Genomic DNA, 14,000 nt, shown 5'->3' with positions numbered 1-14,000 from the left:
CATGAGCATTACGATGAGAAGGACAGTTCTGCGCTCGACCGTCGCGGCGGCCGCGATGGCGCTCGCCGCCGCACTCTCGACCTTGCCGGCGCAGGCGCTCGATGCCCAGTGGTGCAAGGATGTCCATATCCGTTTCTTCGTCGGCGGTGCCGAGGGCGATGCCTTCGGCACGATCGTCTATAATGGCGCGAAGCAGGCGGCGGCCGATCTCGGGCCGAAGGTCGACTACATCTTTTCCCAGTGGGATGTCGAGAAGATGGTGCAGCAATTGCGCGAGGCTGTCGCGGTCAAGCCCCAAGGCATCGCCATGATGGGCCACCCCGGCGACGCCGCGATCATGCCGCTGGCCGAACAGGCGCACAAGGACGGCATCAAGATGATGTACCAGAACGTGCCGGTGCCGACGGTCACGGCGGCGTTCGGCGGCGGCTATGTCGGTGCCCAGCAGGAGCAGCAGGGCCGCGCGCTTGGCGCCGAGGCGGTCAAGCTGGCCGGGCTCAAGGCCGGCGATAAGGCAATCATGATCGGCCCGTTCGAGAACGAGAGCCGCGGGGCGCGCGAGCGCGGCACTGTCGCTGCCCTCAAGGAAGCGGGCGTCGAGGTCATACAGCTCTCCTCGCCGCCAAGCGGCGAATGGGCTTCCGACCCAAATCTGGCCCTTCCGGTGATCACCGCGGCACTGCTCAACAATCCCGACGTCAAGGCGGTTGGCTATCCCGGCGGGCAGATGCTGGGCAACGTCCCGACTTACATGCAGGCGGCGGGCAGGAAGCCGGGCGATATCTTCAACTTCGGCTTCGACACCAGCCCGCAGATCGTCGAGGGCTTCAAGGGCGGCTGGGTGCAGCTGACGGCCGACCAGCAGCCGTTCCTGCAAGGCTATCTGCCGATCCTCAGCCTCTGCCAGCAGGTGGTGCTCGGCCTTGCGCCGATGAACGTCGACACCGGCGCCGGCTTCGTCACGCCGCAGAATTACGAGATCGTCGCCGAGCTCGCCAAGCAGGCGTTGCGCTGACCTCCCAAGCCGTCGGCCGGGATCGAGCCCGGCCGGCGGGACCGCCGGCGAAAAGGCCGGCACGCGACAATCAAGCGAGGATCGCCATGGCCGAACGCATCATCGAACTGCGCGACATCAGCAAGTCCTATGGCCAGGTCTATGCGCTGGGCGGGGTCAATCTCAGCGTCGATCGCGGCGAGGTGGTCGGCCTGATCGGCGACAATGGCGCCGGCAAGTCGACGCTGATCAAGATCCTGTCCGGCGTGGTCAAACCGACTAGCGGCGAGATTCTCGTCCGCGGCAAGCCGGTGACCGGATGGAGCCCTGCGCGCTCGCGCGACGCCGGCATCGAGACCGTGTTCCAGGACCGGGCGCTCGCCGTGCAGCAGACGATCGTGCGCAATATCTTCATGGGCCGCGAGCTCACCGGCTGGCTTGGCTGGCTGAAGGTCAACAAGGAGATCGCGGAGGCGAGCCGGCTGATGCGCGAGATCGGCTTCACCTCGAAAGTGTTCACGCCACAGTCGATCGTCGGCCAGCTCTCGGGCGGCGAACGCCAGGGCGTGGCGATCGCGCGGGCCATCTATAAGAAGGCGGAGCTGATAGTCCTCGACGAACCGACGACCGCGCTATCGCTGACCGAGACCGCCAAGGTCTTCCACTTCGTGCGCCAGGTGCGGGCGAGCGGGCGCTCGATCCTGTTCATCGGCCACAACATCCACCATGTCTACGATATCGCCGATCGCTTCGTGGTGCTGGACCGTGGCAAGGTCGCGCTCACCGCCGACCGCAGCGAGGTCAAATCGGCCGAGGATCTGATCAATTTCATGGAAGACGTCGCCCACCCCAGCGGATTGCCGGGGTTGCACGACGCGGGCGATGCGGGGAGGGCGGCACGATGAGCAAGACCATGGAACCCGATCTGCAGAGCCCCCTCGGCGGCACGCATGGCGAAACCGCCGGGAAAGAGTGGAGACACCCGTCCGACAACTGGCTGCGCGGGTTCATCCTCGACAACCGCGCCGCGCTCGGCACGCTTGCCGTGTTCATCGTCATGATGGCGGTGTTCATGATCGCCAACCCGATCGTGTTCACCACCTGGTATCTCTACAGTTCCGTGCTGACCACGCTGCCGGTGGCGCTGTTCGTGGTGGTGCCGCTGGTCTTCGTCGTCACTTGCGGCGAGATCGACCTGTCGTTTCCGGCGACGATGGGCTTTGCCTCCTGGGTGTTTGCGCTGGTCGTGCAGGCCGGCTACGACCCGTTCCTCGGCATCGCCGCCGCAATGATAACCGGCATGCTGCTCGGCTTCCTGGTCGGCTCACTGGTCGTCTATGGCGGGCTGTCGTCGCTGATCGCCACGCTCGGCATGAATTTCCTGCTGCGCGGCCTGATCCAGATCATCAACGAGGGCAGGTCGACGGCGCTGACCGGCCTTGCCGACAGCTGGGCCTACAAGATCTTCTCCAGCCAGCTTTACGGCATTCCGGTGCAGATCTTCTGGGCCATCGGCTTCGTCGTGCTGTCGGCGCTGCTCTACAACCGCCATCGCTTCGGCGCGCAGGTCAAGGTGGTCGGCGACAATCCCGACAGCGCCCAGCAGATGGGTATCGACGTCAAGCGCGTGCGGGTAAAAGTGTTCGTCTTCGTCGGCATCGGGGCTGCGATCGCCGGCACGTTTTCGGTGATGATCAACTTCACCTGGTGGCCGACGGCGGGCGACGGATACCTGCTGCCGGTGCTGGCATCGGTGTTCGTCGGCGGCACTCCGACCTGGGGCGGCATCGGCACCGTCGTCGGCGGTGCGATCGGCGCGGTCACGGTCTCCTTCATCCAGACAGGCGTCGTCGCGGCAGGCCTGAGCGGCTTCTACGTCCAGTTCTTCAACGGCCTGATCATCATCCTGTCGCTGCTCGGCCATAAGTGGAACCAGGCGCGGTATCGGTGAAGGGCGACCTCAAACCCCAGTAACAAACCCGTCCAGTACGCGTTTTTGGCCGGCTTTGTCGAAGTCGATGGTCAGCTTGTTGCCTTCGATGGCGGAAATGTTGCCGTTGCCGAATTTCTGGTGGAAGACGCGGTCGCCGATATTGAAGGGGGACGGCGTGTCGGCGACGGATTTGGCGACCAGCTCGCCGTCGATTGTGCGGCCCTTGACCGAGGTGCGGCCGGCGCCGTAGCCGGAGTCGGTTTCGCCATAGCCGATGCGCTCGACCTGGTGGCCGGAGCGCGTGCCCCAATTGCGGTCGGTCGCTTCGGTGCGGTTGGCCTGAGCACGCTGCCAGCCCGGCGTCGCATAGGTGCTGGAGAAAGCGCCGGATTTCTCGGCGCCGTTGTTGCCGCCAATGTTGTCGAAGCGCGACGCTCCATAGGGGTTCTGCCTGCCCGCCCCTTGGCCACCGCGACCGGAGGCGAACGAGCCGCCGCCATAGGCATTGCCGTAGCCGCCATAGGAGTTGCCGCTCTCGGAAACTTCGACATGAGCTTCCGGCAGTTCGTCGAGGAAGCGCGACGGGATGGTCGATTGCCAGAGGCCGTGGATGCGGCGGTTGGAGACGAACCAGATGTGCAGGTTCTTCTTGGCGCGGGTCAGGCCGACATAGGCGAGGCGGCGTTCCTCCTCCAGCCCTGAGCGGCCGCCCTCGTCCAGCGCGCGCTGATGCGGGAACAGCCCTTCCTCCCAGCCAGGGAGAAAAACCGTCTCGAATTCGAGGCCCTTGGCCGAATGCAGCGTCATGATGTTGACCGCGTCGAGCTCGGCATTCTGCTCGGCGTCCATGACGAGTGCGACGTGTTCGAGGAAGGAGCGCAGCGATTCGTACTCCTCCATGGAGCGGATCAACTCCTTGAGGTTCTCCAGCCGGCCGGGTGCTTCGACCGAGCGGTCGTTCTTCCACATGTCGGTGTAGCCGCTCTCCTCGAGAATGGTCTCGGCGAGCTCGGTGTGCGGGGTGGTTTCCAGCGCCTTCTGCCAGCGCTCGAAATTGGCCGCGACCTCGCGCAGCGCGGCGCGCGGCTTCGGCTTCAGCTCGTCGCTTTCGGCAAGTTTTGCCGCCGCCTCCAGCATCGGGATGCGCAGCGCCCGTGCGGTGTCGTGGATCTGGCGGATGGTGGCCTCGCCAAGGCCGCGCTTCGGCACGTTGACGATGCGCTCGAAGGCGAGGTCGTCGGCGCCTTGCGCGACGACGCGGAAGAAAGCCAGCGCATCGCGAATCTCGAGCCGCTCATAAAAGCGCGGGCCGCCGATGACGCGGTAATTGAGGCCGAGCGTGACGAAGCGGTCCTCGAATTCGCGCATCTGGAAGGACGCGCGGACGAGGATCGCCATGTCGTTGAGATTGTGCTTCTGGCGCTGATAGGCCTCGATGGTCTCGCCGACGGCGCGGGCCTCCTCCTCGGAATCCCAGGCGGCGTGGACATGCACCTTCTCGTCGTCCTCGGCGATCTTTTCGGTGAACAGCGTCTTGCCGAAACGGCCCTGATTGTGCGCGATGAGGTGGGAGGCGGTGCCGAGGATGTGCGCGGTCGAGCGGTAGTTGCGCTCCAGCCTGATGATGGTGGCGCCGGGAAAATCCTTGTCGAAGCGCAGGATGTTGTCGACCTCGGCGCCGCGCCAGCCATAGATCGACTGGTCGTCGTCGCCGACGCAGCAGATATTTACGGTGGACAGGCGCGGGCTTCCCTCCCCCTTGAGGGGAGGGTTGCCGGGCGACGCCCGGTCGGGTGGGGTCCGTGCGGCAGTGCTCGACCTACCGGCGGCAGTGCTCGACGCTCTAGCGGTGCCTTCTGCGGCAACCCCCTCCGCCCGCTTCGCGGGCACCTCCCCCTCAAGGGGGGAGGATTGAGGCCGCTGGGCCAGCAGGCGCAGCCACATGTACTGGGCGGTGTTGGTGTCCTGATATTCGTCGACGAGGATGTAGCGGAAGCGCTTGTGGTATTCCTTCAGCACGTCCGGATTGGCGCGGAAGATGCGGATCGGGTGGCACAGGAGATCGCCGAAGTCGCAAGCGTTCAGCGTTTTCAGCCGCTCCTGGTAGGCCTTGTAGAGCTCGCGGCCCTTGCCGTTGGCGAAGGCACGGGCATCGCCCTCGGGGATGTCGGTGGGGCCTAGCCCCTTGTTCTTCCAGCCGTCGATCATCTGGGCGAACTGCTTGGCCGGCCAGCGCTTGTCGTCGAGGCCCTCGGCCTGGATGAGCTGCTTGATCAGGCGCACCACATCGTCGGTGTCGAGGATGGTGAAATCGGATTTGATCCCGGCCAGCTCGGCGTGCCGGCGCAGCAGCTTGACGCCGATCGAGTGGAAGGTGCCGAGCCACGGCATGCCCTCGACATTGCCTTCACCGATCAACAGGCCGATGCGCTGCTTCATCTCGCGCGCCGCCTTGTTGGTGAAGGTGACGGCGAGGATCTGCGAGGGGAAAGCCTTGCCGGTGGCAAGGATGTGGGCGATGCGGGTGGTCAGGACGCGCGTTTTGCCGGTGCCGGCGCCGGCCAGCACCAGCACCGGGCCTTCGGTGGTTTCCACCGCCAGCCGCTGCTCGGGGTTGAGGCCGTTGAGATAATCGGGCGCGTTGTTCTGGTTGCTGCGGGCAGCCATGGCGCGCGCGGCAATGCCCGACGGGGCCACGGGCCGCGCGTTCGGTTCGTCAAAAAAGGGCATGTCTTCCGAAAAGCCGGACATCTCCCCCGAATGTAGTGATTCGGCAGCGAAAGGCCAGAAGTGTCTCCGTTTTGTTCTCTGTCCAGTCGGTAGACTCACAATCTGGATGGGTCCGCTAACCAAAACGCCGGGCTTGCGATGGGCCGGCACCGTAAAACGCCGAGCTTGCTTGACAGGGGAAGCGGGCCGGAGAAAGTTGCGTGGGGGCAGGAACGCAATGCGGGGTTGCCCATGGACGCGTCGCGGAGCGCACCAGTCGAAGGAGCACCGTCTTGGCTGTGGTCATCACCTCCCTGATCCTTTTCCTCATCGGCCTGGCGGTTGGCGGCGGCGGCATCTGGCTCGTGACGCTGGGGGGCAGCTGGTACTACGTCATCGTCGGTCTAGCTTTCCTTGTCGCGGCCTGGCTGCTCTACAGGCGCAGATCCACGGCGCTGTGGCTCTACGCGGCGATCGTGCTCGGCACGCTCGCCTGGGCGGTCTGGGAAACCGGCTTCGACTGGTGGGAGCTCGGCCCGCGCGGCGGCATCATCGTGCTTGTCGCGCTATGGCTGTTGACGCCATGGGCGCGGCGCGGGCTTGCCGGTCCCGACGGACGCGCGCCGCTGATCCTCGCCGTGCTGGCCTCGCTTGCGGTCGCCGGCTATTCGATGACGACCGATCCAAAGGATATTGCGGGTGAACTCAACACCGACAAGGTGACGCCGACGGCCGATCTCGGCGGCAACGTGCCGGCTGGCGAATGGCACTATTACGGTCGCACGCAATATGGCCAGCGCTATTCGCCGCTCGACCAGATCACCGCCGAAAACGTTGCCAATCTGCAGCCGGCCTGGACCTATCGCACCGGCGACGTGAAAGGGCCCGACGACATCGGCGAGACGACCTATCAGGTGACGCCGCTAAAAATCGCCGACACGCTCTACATCTGCACGCCGCATAATTTCGCCATCGCCATCGATGCCGCGAGCGGTAAGGAGAAATGGCGCTTCGATCCGCAGGTCAAGCTCAACAAGGACCGCCAGCACCAGACCTGCCGCGGCGTGTCCTATTATGCCGATGCCAAGGTCGCCGCTGGCCAGCCCTGCGCCACACGCATCTACCTGCCGACATCCGACGCCCGGCTGATCGCGCTCGATGCGGCGAATGGCCAGGTCTGCCCGACTTTCGCCGAAGGCGGCACGCTGAACCTGCTCGCCAACATGCCATATCCGAAGCCGGGCTATTATTATTCGACCTCGGCGCCGCTGATCGTCGCCAACAAGATCATCGTCGGCGGCGCGGTCAACGACAATTATTCGACGCAGGAGCCGTCCGGGGTCATCCGTGCCTACGATGCCGACACCGGCGCGCTGTTGTGGAATTGGGATTCCGGCAATCCGGACCAGACGACGCCGCTGCCGCCGGACCAGACCTACACCAACAACTCACCCAACATGTGGTCGACGGCGAGCGTCGACGAGAAGCTCGGGCTGCTTTATGTGCCGCTCGGCAACAAGACGCCGGACCAGCTCGGCGCCGGGCGCAGCGCCAATGACGAGAAATTCTCCTCTTCGATCACCGCGCTCGATCTCAACAGCGGACAATTGCGCTGGGTGCGGCAGACCGTGCACCACGATCTCTGGGACATGGACGTGCCGGCGCAGCCGACGCTGGTCGACATCACCACGGAAAGTGGCGTGGTGCCGGCGCTGGTCGGGCCGACCAAGCAGGGCGACCTCTATGTGCTCGACCGGCGCAGCGGCGAGCCGATCGTTCCGGTCAAGGAAGTGCCGGCGCCGGGCGGCGCGATCGAAGGCGACCATACCTCGCCGACGCAGCCGGTCTCGGATCTCAGCTTCAGTCCGAAACCGCTGACCGGCGCCGACATGTGGGGCATTACCATGTTCGACCAGCTGGCCTGCCGGATCGAGCTCCGGAAGTTGCGCTATGAGGGCCGCTATACGCCGCCGTCGCTACAGGGCTCGCTGATCTACCCCGGCAATTTCGGCACCTTCAACTGGGGCGGCGTGGCAGTCGATCCGGTCCGGCAGGTGATGTTCGGCATGCCGACATACCTGGCGTTCGTCTCCAAGCTGGTGCCGCGTGCCGACGTGCCGCCGCCCGGCGACACCAAGGGCAGCGAACAGGGCCTGAACCGCAATGACGGTGCGCCTTACGCAGTCATATTGAAGCCGTTCCTGTCGCCGCTCGGCATTCCCTGCCAGGCGCCGCCCTGGGGCTATGTGGCGGGTGCCGACCTTCGGACCGGAAAGATCGTCTACAAGCATCGCAACGGCACCGTCTACGACATGACGCCATTGCCACTGCCATTCAAGGTCGGCGTGCCCGGCATTGGCGGGCCGATGATCACTGCCGGCGGCGTCGCCTTCCTCGGTGCGGCGGTCGATGACTATGTGCGCGCTTATGACCTGACGACCGGCAAACAGCTCTGGCAGGCGCGGCTGCCGGCGGGCGGGCAGTCGACACCGATGACCTACACGGTAGCCGACGGGCGCCAGTTGGTCGTCATCGTTGCCGGCGGCCACGGCTCGGTCGGTACCAAGCCGGGCGACTATGTGATGGCCTATACGCTGCCGAAATAGAGAAGTTCCTTCAGAGCCCGAGATGCCCTTTCAGGTCGGGTACCGATGCAAGTACCTCACTGGTCAGCTGCGGGCCGGCGGCTGTCTCGGCCTGCTGGACCAGCATCGTGCCGGCCTGGCTGATCTGTGCGAGCGTAAGGCCTGATGCCTTGAGTATGGCGACCCCGTTGATCAGCGCGCCGGTCTTTTCGCCGAGAGCGCCACCGAGCGCGCCCTCCAGCGAGGACAGGAGGCCACCACCGGAAGCTGCGCCGGGAGCCATGACATCATATTGCTTGGCCAGGGCGTCGGCTCCCGGGATCTTGGCGAAGAAGCTGGACAGGGTCGTGCCTTCCGCCTCGTGTTCGAGCACCGAGAAAATCGTGCCGGCGATCTTTTCCGTCAAAGCCTGGTTGAGACCGGATTTCTGGGAGACGGTGTTGATGATGTCCTGAACGTCCATGACCTTTCCTCAGGCTTTGGTGTTTGCGGGCGGGTGCCGGTTGGCGCGGATTTTGATCAACGATCGTTTGAATGCGGTGAAGGCAGTGAACCGCAGCGCCAGCAAAGCCATAGCGGCGAGGGCGAACCCACTTGCCAGAAGCGGGGAGGGAAAGGTCATGGCATATTCCTTCGTCGTCAATCAGGCATTCTTTTCCCGCCAAATGGCCATTCTCGTTCGCCAAATGGCCCGAGTGAGGCATAGCCCGGTAACTTCTTTTTACATCGTGGTGCGTGCATTTAGCATTGCCACAAAGGACCAAAATTTAACGACAGTGCGGCGCGCGGCATCACGGCCTCGTGCAGGGACTTATGGCAGCCTCACTCAGCCGTGACTGGACCAGGCAAGCTTCGGCTCTATGTTGCCGCGGGGGGCGCCGACGAGGAGCGCGCCATGACAACACCTGCCGGACCCACTGCCGCCGAGCCTGTCATTACCCAGGCGATGATCGATGCCTATGACGAATACACGCATCTGACGCTCGACCGGCGGCGCTTCATGGAGCAATTGACCAGGCTTGCCGGATCGGGTGCGGCAGCTGCCGCGATCGCGCCGCTGCTGGCGGCGAACTCGGCCCAGGCGGCAATCGTGGCGGAAGACGATCCGCGTGTGAAAGGCGAGGACATCAGCTATCCCGGCAGCGCTGGCGAGATGAAGGGCTATCTGGTCAAGCCGGCGGACCAGACCGGCAAGCTTGGCACCGTCATCGTGGTGCACGAGAACAGGGGTCTCAACCCGCATATTCGCGATGTGGCGCGGCGCGTTGCGCTGGAAGGGTTCGTGGCGCTTGCGCCGGACTTCATGACACCGCTCGGCGGCACGCCGGACGATGAAAACAGGGCACGTGACCTGTTTTCCCAGCTCGATCCAGCACAGGTCGCCGCCAATGCCGTGGCAACTGTCGCCTACCTCAAAGGCTACAAGGACGGCAACGGCAAGGTCGGCGCTGTCGGCTTCTGCTGGGGCGGCGGCACGGTGAACATGCTGGCCGTCAACGCGCCGGACCTCGCCGCCGCCGTCGCCTATTACGGCATGCAGCCACAGGCCGAGGACGTGCCGAAGATCAAGGCCGCGCTCATGCTGCATTATGCCGGGCTCGACACCCGCACCAATGCCGGCATCGATGCCTTCAAGAAGGCACTCGACGCGGCCCATGTCGAATACTCGGTCTATGTCTATGAAGGCGCCAACCATGCCTTCAACAACGAAACGTCGGCGGCCCGCTACGACAAGAAGGCGGCTGACCTCGCCTGGGGCCGGACGATCGCTTTCCTCAAGGAGAAGCTGGCCTGATCAGTCCGGCGCCGGCTTATGGAACGCCACGCCGGCCACCACCAGGGCGATGCCAAGGCAGTCGGTGAGGCTCGGCACCTGCCGCAGCACGATGACGCCGATCAACGTTGCGGTGACCGGCAGCAATGACAGCATCAGCGCGAAGCTGGAGCGCGGCAGCCGCGACATGGCAAGCTGGTCGCAAATATAGGGAATGACCGACGAGCAGATGCCGACGCCGACCCCCGCAAGCAGCAGCGGCGGCGCCGAGAAAGCCGGCAGAGCATCGGCGAAACCGATCGGCAGAACGACGAGAAGGGCGACCGCCATGGCGGCACCCAGCCTGGCGATGCCATCGCCGGCGCCGGCGCGCGCGACGCGGTGGCCGAGCACGATGTAGCCAACGAACAGCGTGCCGTTGAGGAAGGCCCAGAACAGGCCGACGGGATCGCTCGACCATTTGACGTCGATCAGCAACAGGGTGCCGGCGACAGCGATTGCGAGGGCGGCGAGATTGCGCGGGCTTCTGAGGCCAACAAGCGCAACGCCGATGGTGCCGACGAATTCGATCGCCGCCACCAGCGAGATCGGCAGCCGGTCGAGCGCCAGGTAAAACGAGCAATTCATCACCCCAAGGCAGACCCCGAAAGCCACAAGCAACAACCGCGTCGCGCGATCGGCGCGGGCGAAGACCGCCCATGGCCGGGTCAATGGGGCAAAGACGAGTGCCGCGGTGGCGATGCGCAGCCAAGCCATGCCGAGCACGCCGACATGCGGGAACAGCAGCACCGCGAAGGCCGGCCCGAGATAGTGGAACACGGCGCTGACGCCGAACCAGAGATGCGGTGGCACCGAGTTCGCCAGGGTAAAGGCGGGGCCGGCGAGTGCCGGACTTGCTGCTGGGGCTTGCGTCCGATCTTCCATAGGATCAGTATCGCAGGCGATTTTTGCCATTGATATGGATGATGGCCGGGCATTACGCCTTTTCCCTTTCTGAAAGCAAGGAACATTGCGCTGAAACGCCTTCGAAATGAAAATTCCGATCTGGATGCGGCTGACCTGAAAATCCTGCGCTTGCTGGAAGAGGATGCACGCACCAGCACCGCTGAACTGGCCCGCTCGGTCGGCCTGTCGGCGCCGAGCGTTGCCGAGCGCATCAAGCGACTGCAGGAAAGCGGTGTGATCGAGGCCTACACGGTGCGCATCAATCCGGCCGCGCTCGGCATGAAATTGTCGGCATGGCTGCGCATTCGGCCAGTGCCGGGGCAGCTCGCCGTCGTCGCCGAGATCATCCGCGACCTGCCGGAAATCGCCCAATGCGACCGGGTCACCGGTGAAGACTGTTTCATCGCGCTGGCGCATGTCGCCTCGGTGGCCGAGCTCGAGCGGGTGATCGACCGGATCATTCCGTTCGCGATGACCAATACCGCGATCATCCAGTCGTCGCCGGTGGTGCCGCGATCGCCGCTGGGGGCGGTGAAGCGCCAGCCTTGACGCTTGGGATCGTTCGTCAGCACATCATCAGAAATGCAAACCGGACGGCCGGTCTGTTTCTTCCCCCACCGTTCAGGCGTGGCCGCGTTTCATCCGCGCCTGCTTCAGGATGGCGCGCCAGCGGATCATGGCGAAAGGGATCGGCTCGTTGTTGTTGGCGATGTGGAAGATCTCGTTATTGAGGTTCTTCAGCGAGCGCCAGAAATCATAGTCGGTGATGCGTGGGTCAGCCGCCAGCCTGTCCGCCTCGACCTTGATGTCGGTTTTCATGCACGTTCCCCGAACCGCTGCTGCTCCGCCGCCCGTATCGCAATTCGATGCGGACGGTTTTCCAACGCCGCGCTGAGTCGTTCAACGTCTCAATTCGGCTTGTTCACGTTAAAACCTCGGTAAGGTTAACGGCGGTTGGACCGTGGTTCAAGCCGGCTTACGACGAATACCGATCGAACGGCCGGCGCGCTCCGGCATCGGCAGGGCGGCATGGGCGGCGCGCATCGCTTCCACCCTGGCCAGGACGTCGGCGGGGAAGGGCGCTACCTTCGGGCCAGCCATGTCGACATGCAGCGACAGCGTTTCGGACGTGGCGGCAAGCCAGCCGTCGGAATGGCGGATTTCCTGATAGGCTCTCAGCCGCTTCTCGTCATGGTCGAGGAGTTGGAACGAGACCGTGACCTTGTGGTCGAGATGCAACTCCTGGACGTAGCAGACATGGACTTCCGCGGTGTAGATGGTCAGCCGCCGTTCTTTCACATAATCCGGCCCCATCCCCATCATCTCGAATGCTTCGTCGGAGCAACGATCGAAAAGCACGTTGTAATAGGCCATGTTGAGATGGCCGTTGTAGTCGATCCAGGCCTCCTCGATGTCCATGGCGCGAGAGACGAAAGGGGCGGGGATGGGCATCGGAAACTTCCTTCTCGTCATGCCGGGGTGAGCGTGGACTGGACAGAGCGTGCTTGGTGAGACTACGCATCCGTAGAAGCAGAACAAGGGTGGACGCTGGTCCATTCGCGGAGGAATCGATGGCTCTAAGCGACCTCAATCCGGTCGAGCGCAACGAAGCAGGCATTGCCGCCGTACTCGGCATCCTCAAGCAGCGGCTCGGCGAGCGATTCCAGACCGGCCAGGCGATCCGCGCCCAGCACGCGCACACCACGACCTATATTCCGACGCAGGCGCCGGACGGCGTCGCCTTTGCCGAGACGACGGAGGAGGTGCAGGAGATCGTGCGCGCATGCGCGGCGCATCGCGTGCCGGTGATCGCCTTCGGCGTCGGCTCTTCGCTGGAAGGCCACACCAATGCGCCGGGCGGCGGCATCTCGCTCGATACGTCACGTATGAACCGCATCATTGCGGTCAATCCGCAGGACCTCGACTGCACCGTCGAGCCCGGCGTCACGCGCGAGGACCTCAACCGGCACCTGCGCGACACCGGCCTGTTCTTTCCGATCGACCCGGGCGCCAACGCCTCGCTCGGCGGCATGGCGGCGACACGAGCGTCGGGCACCAACGCGGTGCGCTACGGCACGATGCGCGAGAACGTCCTGTCGCTGACCGCGGTGATGGCCGACGGGGAAGCAGTGACGACCGGCAAGCGCGCCAAGAAAAGCTCGGCCGGCTATGATTTGACGCGGCTGCTGATCGGTTCGGAAGGCACGCTTGGCATCATCACACAGCTGACTTTGAAGCTGCAGGGCATTCCACAGGCGATTTCAGGCGGCGTCTGCCCGTTTCCCAGCGTCGAGGCGGCGTGCAACGCGGTGATCGCGACCATCCAGATGGGCATTCCGGTGGCGCGCATAGAATTGGTCAACGCGCTGCAGATGCGGGCGATGAAGACCTATTCGAAGCTAGACTATCCGGAGAGCCCCTGCCTGTTCGTCGAGTTCCACGGCAGCGATGCCGGCGTTGCCGAGCAGGCCGAGACCTTCGGCATGATCGCCGAGGAAAATGGCGGCGGCCCGTTCCTGTGGACCAGCGTCGCCGAAGAGCGGACAAAATTGTGGAAAGCCAGGCACGATGCCTATTGGTCGTCGCTGACGCTGCGGCCGGGCGCCAAGGGCCTCTCGACCGATGTCTGCGTGCCGATCTCGCGCTTTGCCGAATGTGTCACCGAGACCGAGGCGGATATCGCGGAGATGGGCCTGATCGCGCCGATCGTCGGTCATGCCGGCGACGGCAATTTCCATGTGCTGGTGCTGATGGACGTGGACGATCCGAAAGAGATCGCGCTGGCGGAAAAATTCGTGGCGCGGCTCAATATGAGGGCCATCGCCATGGACGGCACCTGCACTGGCGAGCATGGCATAGGGCAGGGCAAGATCGGCTTCCTGCGGCACGAGCTTGGCCATGGCGTCGACATCATGCGCACGATCAAGCAGGCGCTCGATCCGCTGAACATCATGAACCCGGGCAAGATATTGCCGGGAAAGGACTGACATCAGGCCGCTGCCGCGCCCCGATTTGCCTCTTTATCGACACGCTGATGCGGGTAGAGTGCCACTGACTTTA

General features: G+C 64.3%; 13 protein-coding genes. 7 read left to right on the top strand and 6 right to left on the bottom strand.

Annotated features, from left to right (window positions below; all coding sequences use genetic code 11):
• Position 1: 1 nt before the first annotated feature.
• The 3 genes from X773_RS54020 (at position 2) to X773_RS54010 (ending at position 2,945) form a co-directional block, all read left to right on the top strand.
• Positions 2 to 1,015 carry a substrate-binding domain-containing protein gene (locus tag X773_RS54020; RefSeq protein WP_023676725.1) on the top strand — a complete coding sequence of 338 codons (1,014 nt, stop codon included), beginning with the start codon at positions 2 to 4 and terminating at the stop codon, positions 1,013 to 1,015.
• Positions 1,016 to 1,101: 86 nt separating this feature from the next.
• Positions 1,102 to 1,899: an ATP-binding cassette domain-containing protein gene (locus tag X773_RS54015; protein WP_023676724.1), complete on the top strand. Its 798-nt coding sequence runs from the start codon at positions 1,102 to 1,104 to the stop codon at positions 1,897 to 1,899.
• Complete coding sequence (locus X773_RS54010; RefSeq protein WP_023676723.1) at positions 1,896 to 2,945, top strand: ABC transporter permease; 1,050 nt, start codon at positions 1,896 to 1,898, stop codon at positions 2,943 to 2,945. The genes X773_RS54015 and X773_RS54010 overlap by 4 nt, the downstream gene beginning before the upstream one ends.
• Before the next feature lie 9 nt (positions 2,946 to 2,954).
• On the opposite strand, the gene X773_RS54005 is transcribed toward X773_RS54010, so the two are convergent.
• Positions 2,955 to 5,678, bottom strand: a complete 2,724-nt coding sequence (locus X773_RS54005; RefSeq protein ID WP_023676722.1) for a UvrD-helicase domain-containing protein — start codon at positions 5,676 to 5,678, stop codon at positions 2,955 to 2,957.
• 251 nt (positions 5,679 to 5,929) lie between these two features.
• Here X773_RS54005 and X773_RS54000 point away from each other — a divergent pair, with 251 nt between their 5' ends.
• Positions 5,930 to 8,242: a glucose/quinate/shikimate family membrane-bound PQQ-dependent dehydrogenase gene (locus X773_RS54000; protein ID WP_023676721.1), complete on the top strand. Its 2,313-nt coding sequence runs from the start codon at positions 5,930 to 5,932 to the stop codon at positions 8,240 to 8,242.
• 10 nt (positions 8,243 to 8,252) lie between these two features.
• Here the strand turns inward: X773_RS54000 and X773_RS53995 are convergent, their stop codons facing one another.
• Complete coding sequence (locus X773_RS53995) at positions 8,253 to 8,684, bottom strand: hypothetical protein (protein WP_023676720.1); 432 nt, start codon at positions 8,682 to 8,684, stop codon at positions 8,253 to 8,255.
• A 9-nt stretch (positions 8,685 to 8,693) separates the two neighbouring features.
• The gene (locus X773_RS77335; protein ID WP_023676719.1) at positions 8,694 to 8,843 is read right to left on the bottom strand and encodes a hypothetical protein; all 150 of its coding nucleotides are present in this window, start codon (positions 8,841 to 8,843) and stop codon (positions 8,694 to 8,696) included.
• A gap of 273 nt (positions 8,844 to 9,116) precedes the next feature.
• Here X773_RS77335 and X773_RS53990 point away from each other — a divergent pair, with 273 nt between their 5' ends.
• The gene (locus X773_RS53990; RefSeq protein WP_023676718.1) at positions 9,117 to 10,016 is read left to right on the top strand and encodes a dienelactone hydrolase family protein; all 900 of its coding nucleotides are present in this window, start codon (positions 9,117 to 9,119) and stop codon (positions 10,014 to 10,016) included.
• Here the strand turns inward: X773_RS53990 and X773_RS53985 are convergent, their stop codons facing one another.
• Complete coding sequence (locus X773_RS53985) at positions 10,017 to 10,919, bottom strand: DMT family transporter (protein ID WP_023676717.1); 903 nt, start codon at positions 10,917 to 10,919, stop codon at positions 10,017 to 10,019.
• A gap of 90 nt (positions 10,920 to 11,009) precedes the next feature.
• Here X773_RS53985 and X773_RS53980 point away from each other — a divergent pair, with 90 nt between their 5' ends.
• The gene (locus X773_RS53980; RefSeq protein ID WP_023676716.1) at positions 11,010 to 11,489 is read left to right on the top strand and encodes an Lrp/AsnC family transcriptional regulator; all 480 of its coding nucleotides are present in this window, start codon (positions 11,010 to 11,012) and stop codon (positions 11,487 to 11,489) included.
• Between the two features lie 72 nt (positions 11,490 to 11,561).
• Here the strand turns inward: X773_RS53980 and X773_RS53975 are convergent, their stop codons facing one another.
• Together X773_RS53975 and X773_RS53970 are read right to left on the bottom strand one after the other, a co-directional pair.
• Positions 11,562 to 11,759: a hypothetical protein gene (locus X773_RS53975; protein ID WP_023676715.1), complete on the bottom strand. Its 198-nt coding sequence runs from the start codon at positions 11,757 to 11,759 to the stop codon at positions 11,562 to 11,564.
• Positions 11,760 to 11,906: 147 nt separating this feature from the next.
• On the bottom strand, positions 11,907 to 12,392 hold the full coding sequence (locus X773_RS53970) for a thioesterase family protein (protein ID WP_023676714.1): 486 nt from the start codon (positions 12,390 to 12,392) through the stop codon (positions 11,907 to 11,909).
• Positions 12,393 to 12,511: 119 nt separating this feature from the next.
• On the opposite strand from X773_RS53970, the gene X773_RS53965 reads away from it, so the two are divergent.
• On the top strand, positions 12,512 to 13,927 hold the full coding sequence (locus X773_RS53965; protein ID WP_023676713.1) for an FAD-linked oxidase C-terminal domain-containing protein: 1,416 nt from the start codon (positions 12,512 to 12,514) through the stop codon (positions 13,925 to 13,927).
• Positions 13,928 to 14,000 lie beyond the last annotated feature (73 nt).

Source organism: Mesorhizobium sp. LSJC280B00, assembly GCF_000502835.1.
Classification (GTDB): domain Bacteria; phylum Pseudomonadota; class Alphaproteobacteria; order Rhizobiales; family Rhizobiaceae; genus Mesorhizobium.
This window is presented reverse-complemented; position numbering and strand designations above follow the sequence as displayed.

Bases quoted from the DNA above. Each gene is read 5' to 3' on its own strand.
- X773_RS54005 (WP_023676722.1), bottom strand. From the start codon at position 5,678: ATGTCCGGCTTTTCGGAAGACATGCCCTTTTTTGACGAACCGAACGCG.
- X773_RS53995 (WP_023676720.1), bottom strand. From the start codon at position 8,684: ATGGACGTTCAGGACATCATCAACACCGTCTCCCAGAAATCCGGTCTC.
- X773_RS53975 (WP_023676715.1), bottom strand. From the start codon at position 11,759: ATGAAAACCGACATCAAGGTCGAGGCGGACAGGCTGGCGGCTGACCCA.
- X773_RS53990 (WP_023676718.1), top strand. From the start codon at position 9,117: ATGACAACACCTGCCGGACCCACTGCCGCCGAGCCTGTCATTACCCAG.
- X773_RS53970 (WP_023676714.1), bottom strand. From the start codon at position 12,392: ATGCCCATCCCCGCCCCTTTCGTCTCTCGCGCCATGGACATCGAGGAG.
- X773_RS77335 (WP_023676719.1), bottom strand. From the start codon at position 8,843: ATGACCTTTCCCTCCCCGCTTCTGGCAAGTGGGTTCGCCCTCGCCGCT.
- X773_RS54020 (WP_023676725.1), top strand. From the start codon at position 2: ATGAGCATTACGATGAGAAGGACAGTTCTGCGCTCGACCGTCGCGGCG.
- X773_RS53985 (WP_023676717.1), bottom strand. From the start codon at position 10,919: ATGGAAGATCGGACGCAAGCCCCAGCAGCAAGTCCGGCACTCGCCGGC.
- X773_RS54010 (WP_023676723.1), top strand. From the start codon at position 1,896: ATGAGCAAGACCATGGAACCCGATCTGCAGAGCCCCCTCGGCGGCACG.
- X773_RS54015 (WP_023676724.1), top strand. From the start codon at position 1,102: ATGGCCGAACGCATCATCGAACTGCGCGACATCAGCAAGTCCTATGGC.
- X773_RS53965 (WP_023676713.1), top strand. From the start codon at position 12,512: ATGGCTCTAAGCGACCTCAATCCGGTCGAGCGCAACGAAGCAGGCATT.